This is a genomic window from Betaproteobacteria bacterium, from assembly GCA_016791345.1.
Classification (GTDB): Bacteria; Pseudomonadota; Gammaproteobacteria; order Burkholderiales; family JAEUMW01; genus JAEUMW01.
On record JAEUMW010000104.1, the window covers coordinates 1 to 6061 of the forward strand.

Consider the following 6061-nt stretch of genomic DNA (forward strand, 5'->3'; position numbering starts at 1 on the left):
GAGCCCTGCGCGAGGCAGGGCTCGTGAGCTTCCGTGGTCAGACGGTTATTGCGGCTTCGTCCCGCTCACCGAGATGTCGACCCGACGGTTCGGCTGCAGGCACTCGATCAGCGCCTTGCGTCCCTTCGACCCCTTGCAGTCGGCCATCGTCACCTTCAACTCGCTCATGCCACGACCCGAAGCAGAGATGCGCTCGGCGCCAATGCCCTTGCTCGTCAGGTACTGCTTCACGGCATCGGCACGACGCTCCGACAGCTTCTGGTTGTACGCCTTGCTGCCGATCGGATCGGTGTGGCCGATCGCAATGATCGCGTCGTAGTTCGCACCTTGCAGCGTGGCGGCCAGTTCATCCAGCAACTCGATCCCCTTCGGCTTCAACGCATACTTGTCGAAGTCGAACAGCACGTCAGCCGAGAAATCGAACTTCTTCGGCAACAGCTTCGCCGGCGGCGGGGGGGGTGGCGGGGGGGGCGGGGGCGGCGGGGGCGGCGCTACCACCGGCGGTGCCGGCGGCTGCGGCTTCGGCCCCAACGCAATCTGCACGCCGGCGTTCACCACCCAGAAGCCGAGATTGCCGTTGTTGCGACCGACGAAGGTCTGCTGGTTGAGCACGTTCTCCTGCCAGCGATAGCCGCCGTCGACCCGCAACGACACGTTATCGGTGACCGGATACAACGCGCCGACCCCGGCATTCGCCATCCAGCCGGTCGAGTTGCGGCCATTTACGTAAGTCAGAGGTGCGCCGGTGATGGGATTCGGGATGCCGATCACGCCGCCGTTCGAGCGCAGATTCGCGCCGCCGCCACCGACCTGGATGAACGGTTGGAAACCCTCGCGCTTGAGAAAGATCAGGGCATTCAACCCGAACGGGATGTTGTCGACCTTGCCGGGGAAAGCACCGTCGCTACCGCCGAGCCACTCATAGGAGGCGCGCAGTTCGAGGTTCAGCCAGCGGTTGATGATCTTGCCGACGGTCAGGCCGGCACCGGCCCCGTCGTACGAGTTGTCTCTCGGCGCAAAGGAGGGGCCGGGGGCGAAGAAGTTGGTCGTCCTGAGGTTGGCCTGGGACCACGTGTAGCTGCCGAAGGGCTCGACGTACCACCGGTTGTCGAACCCCGGCGGGTTGTCGAAGAAGCCCGCGGCGTTGGCCGCCGCTGGCGCGGCGAGTGCCATGGCCACCAGCAAGCCAACCCTTGTTCTCTTGCTCATCAATATTGCTCCTTGTCGTTTCAGCACGATCCGATTTGCAGGAAACTCGCAGACCGTCCGCTTACCTGTGCCTACGGTTGCCATGGTGCATGAGCAGGATTGGCGATAGCAACGCGTAGTCCTTTCATTTCGATACAAATGCTTCTCGGCCCCGGCCACCTGTTGCAATTGCGCAACAGTTCTGCGTCACCCGTGCGGTCCGGTCTCCGGCGCTGCTGGCGGGTTCGCCACCACCCGCACATTGGCTTCCGGCAGTGACTTCACATGCACCTCCTGCTGCGGGAAGGGAATCTCGATCCCGGCATCGGCAAGGGCACGGGCGATGGCGGTGTTCACTTCGTGCAGCAGCGGCAGACGCTCTTCCAGGGTGCTCGCGTAGGCTCGCACCTCGAAATCGAGAGAACTCGCGCCGAACGTCGTGAACACCACGACCGGTGGCGGCTTTTCCAGCACTCCCTTGCAAGAACGCACGGCCGCCAGGATTACCGCCTGCGCCTGCTGCGGGTTGGTGCCGTACGCGACGCCCACGTTGAGCAGGAGGCGCGTGGTCGGATCCGACAGCGTCCAGTTGATGACGCGTTCGGTGATGAAATTCTTGTTGGGAATGACAACGTCGCGGCGGTCGTAGTCGGTGAGCGTCGTGGCCCGTATCTGGATACGCGAGACGACCCCGGTCACATCGCCGACCGTCACGGTGTCGCCGATGCGCACCGGCCGCTCGAACAGGATGATGAGGCCGGAAACGAAGTTCGCCACCACCTCCTGCAGACCGAAGCCGAGACCCACACCCATCGCGGCCACCAGCCATTGCAGCTTCGACCAGCTCACCCCGAGCAGGCTGAAGACCGAGATGGTGCCGACGCCGATGACGACGTAACGCGCCGTCGTGGCGATGGCGAACTGCGCGCCCGGGTCGAGGCGCAGGCGCTGCAGCAGCACCTCGAGCACACTGCCGATATTGCGGACCGTGACAATCATGAGGAACACGACGAGCAGCGACAGCGTGACGCTGCCCACCGTCACCGGCACCTGCCTCGTCTCGCCGTCGACGAGCGCCGCGTGCGACCAGAGCCGAACATCGCCGATCATGCCCAGCGCCGGGATCGAATCGCGCCAGATGAAATAGAGGCCGATGAGCATGCCCGATCCCACCAGGGTCTCGATCAGCTGCCGCGTCTGCGCGTCCACGCTCTCGATGTCCGGCAGCTTGATGCGCTTGGCGCTCCCCTCGATCATCACCTCGGCCGGCGCCGTCTGCGCTTCGCTCCCCTGGTGGGCCAGCCGCGCACGCGCGATCACCATCCAGCGCGCGACGAGATGCAGGACCACGATGGCCGACACGACCATCCAGAAGGAATCGCCGACGCGCCGGAACAGCATGACCGCCGCATAGAGGTAACCGCTCACCGCAAGCGCGATCATGAAAAGCGAGGTCAACACCAGGCACATCAACCACAACCAGGGCAATCGCGCGAACCAAGCGTTCGGCTTCGCCCGGATGAAGTCGCGCATGAGCGGTCGGTCGAAGCGCAGCAAGTGGAGGAACACCCCGGTGATGACCGTCAGGGTCAGGACGAAGGCGATGCGCCCCAGGCTCGACCGTTCCGCTTCGGTGGCGAACTGCCCCATGGTGGCCGTCACGAATCCCGCGGGCAGCGCCAGCAGCAACAGCCAGCTGAGACTGCGCCGCACGGCATCGGTCGCCTCCCGCCGCCAGCCGAAGTGCACCGGACCGACACCGTGCGGCGCGCACAGGGTGCGCAGCACGAGCACGAAGAAGAGCGGGAGCGCCACAGCAGCCAGTCCGGCCCCGACCTGCTTCGCGAAGCGCGACGCGGTGATGCTGTCTGACAGCGTCATCGCGACCGACTGCATGAGGAGCGGCCACGGCAATGCGATCAGCGCGGTCAAGCCGAGCGCCTGCACCGTGATCCAGACGCTGTCGTCCGGAATGCGGCCGACCTTCGCCGAGAGCGACCTGATGCCGGCGGCGAAGGCGCGTCGCCGCACGAGCAGGAAACCGACGAGAGCCAGGACCACGACGGTGCGCGGCCAGTTCGACTTGATTCCGGTCCAGAGCGCCGCCAGCACGCTCAGCCAGTTGCGGGGCGAAAGCAGCGCGGCGACTGCCAGCATCGCCTCCGTGAACCAGTCAGCGCCGTAGCGCGATACCGGCACCCAGAACAGCACGCGGGAGAGGAAGGTGCGGAAATCGCCGGACGCACGCAGCAGGCGCTTCTCCGCGACATCGGTGGCGTCGAACAGTTGCAGCAGGTACTTCTGTTCTTCGTTGATCTTGGTGGCGAGCCCCTTCATCTCCTGCAGCTGCGCCCAGACTTCCGGCGCGAGCTTTTCCGCATCCTCCTGCCCCACCCGCGCCGCAAGCTTCTCGCGAAACAGATCGTAGTTGTTCACGACCTCCTGGTACGGCGCTTCCTCCTGCTCCAGCTGGAAGATCTTCGCGGTGAGCTCGACCGCCTGCTGCTCGCGCTCCCGTTGCGCGAAGCGGAAGTCGGCGGCGTCGGGGAGTTCGCCGATCTCCTTGTTGAGCACGCGCGCGAGCGCTTCGCTCAGATTGTCGTCGCGCAGTCGCTGCTTCAGGCTCTCGTCACGGGCCTCGATGCGCTCCGCGCGGGCGACGTACGTATCGCGCAGCGCCTCCATGCGACCGATGTCCAGCGCCAGCCGCGCGCGCTCCGCGCTCAGACGGCGCTTCCACTCCGCAATCTGCTGAAAGATCGGATGCTTGGTCGCCGCCGCCTCCAGCGCCCGTTCGGCGTCCTGTTGTGTCGCCTCGGCGTCGGCGACGCGCCGCTTCGCGAGCAGTTCGTCGAGCGCCTTCGCCCGACTTTCCGCCAGCGCGAGGTCCAGGCGGGCCGCATCGCGCTCGTTCTGGGCGAGACTCAGCAATACGGGTTGCGCCGCAAGCTCGGCAGTCAGCGCCGGCACCTGCGCCTGCTTGAGCAGGAGCGTCGCGCGCAGGGCGGCAAGCTTGGCTTCACCGAGCGTCGTCTTGCGCTCGGCGGTGGCCGCGTCGATCTGATGGTTGAGATCGGCGATCGCACCCTGGGCGTCGCGCAGCTCCTGCTTCGCCAGGGGGATGCGTTCGGTGCGCTGGGCGAGCGCCTGTTCCCTGGCGGCGAGCGTGGCCTTCAGCGCCGCGCGCTTCGCCTCGGCAGCCGCGAGGACGTTGACGAGATCGTCCACATCCAGCGCCGCTTCCGCCACCACGTCGACCGGCGCGTCGAGGACGGCACGCGTCGAAGCGTTGCTGCGCTCGAGCCGCGCGGCATCGGCACGACCGCTCGCCTGCACCTTCTGATACTGCGCAGTCTGCGCCCTGATGTCGTCGAGCCGTTCGAGATCCTTGCGCACGCTGCGGTAGATCTCCGCGATCTGCGCGCGGCTGTCGGCGTCGATATCCTTGCGTGCATCGAGCTCGCGAATCCTGCGGTCGATCGCCGACTGGCTGAGGTCGGCTGCGGCCTCTGCATTCGGCGCCTCTGCTGTCTGCGCCGGCGCCGGTGCCGGCAGGCCGCACAACGCCAGCAGCACGGCGACCCGCGCCGTGAAGACGCGCATCAGCGACGCCACGCGCGCCATGTCACTCGGGATCTTGCTCCGGCACCGCAGTGAGCTCCGCCAGCCAGGGAAGCGCCACGCCGTCGCTGGGCGCCCGCCAGTCGCCGCGCGGCGAGAGCGATCCGCCCGAGCCGACCTTCGGACTGTTGGCGATGCAGCTGCGCTTGAACTGGCTCTGCTCGAAGAAGCGGCGCAGAAACACCGCCAGCCAGCGCTTGATATCGCCGATGCGGTAAGCATGCCGCGCCGCCTCCGGGATGTCCGGCCACGGGCCCGTGGAGTAGTCGCGCCAGGCGCACCACGACATGAACGCGACCTTGGAGGGGCGGTAGCCGAGCCGCAGCGTGTAATAGAGATTGAAGTCCTGCAGTTCGTAGGGTCCCACCACGTCCTCCGTGCGCTGCGCCGGCTGCCCGTTCACTTCGCCCGGCACGAGCTCCGGGCTGATGTCGGTGGCGAGCACCTCGCGCAGCACGTCGCTCACGCTCGCACCGAGTTCCTCGGTCTCCGCCGCCCAGCGGATGAGGTACTGGATCAGCGTCTTCGGCACGCTCGCGTTGACGTGGTAGTGCGCCATGTGGTCGCCGACGCCGTAGGTGCACCAGCCGAGCGCCAGCTCGGACAGGTCGCTCGTGCCGACGACGACGCCGCCGTGGTGATTGGCGATGCGAAAGAGGTGGTTCGTGCGCTCACCCGCCTGCACGTTCTCGAAGGTGATGTCGTACACGGGATCGCCATCGACGAACGGATGCCCGATGTCGCGCAGCATCTGCAGGCAGCTCGGACGGATGTCGATCTCGGCCGCGCTGCAGCCGACGGCCGCCATCAGCCGCCGCGCCTGATCGAGCGTGCGCTCGCTGGTGGCGAAACCCGGCATCGTGTAGGCGAGGATGTTCGAGCGCGGCAGTCCCATCTGGTCGACCGCCTTCGCGCACACGACCAGCGCCTGCGTCGAGTCGAGCCCGCCGGAGATGCCGATCACGATCTTGCGCGTGGCCGCGGCCTTCAGCCGCGTGGCGAGCGCCTGCACCTGGATGCGGTACACCTCCTCGCAGCGCTCGTCACGCCGTGACGCCTCGCTCGGCACGTAGGGAAAGCGCTCGTAGATGCGCGCGAGCGGAATTGTCCCCGATGGCAGTTCGAGTTCGAATCCCACGACGCGAAAGCGTGCAAGCTCCTCGCGGTGACGTCGCGCCGAGTCGCTGAAGGTGGTCTGCCGCATGCGGTCCTGCGACAGCCGGTCGAGGTCGATGTCGCCGACCACCAGCTG

3 protein-coding genes are annotated in these 6061 nt (G+C 66.7%); all 3 read right to left on the reverse strand.

All coding sequences use genetic code 11. The features are described from left to right. Positions 1-45 precede the first annotated feature (45 nt). Positions 46-1209: an OmpA family protein gene (locus JNK68_04135; GenBank protein MBL8539540.1), complete on the reverse strand. Its 1164-nt coding sequence runs from the start codon at positions 1207-1209 to the stop codon at positions 46-48. A 186-nt stretch (positions 1210-1395) separates the two neighbouring features. Continuing rightward, on the reverse strand, positions 1396-4812 hold the full coding sequence (locus JNK68_04140) for a mechanosensitive ion channel (GenBank protein ID MBL8539541.1): 3417 nt from the start codon (positions 4810-4812) through the stop codon (positions 1396-1398). A gap of 1 nt (position 4813) precedes the next feature. Further along, positions 4814-6061, reverse strand: a 1248-nt coding sequence (locus JNK68_04145; GenBank protein ID MBL8539542.1) for an NAD(+) synthase, incomplete at its 5' end; no start/stop codon positions are given.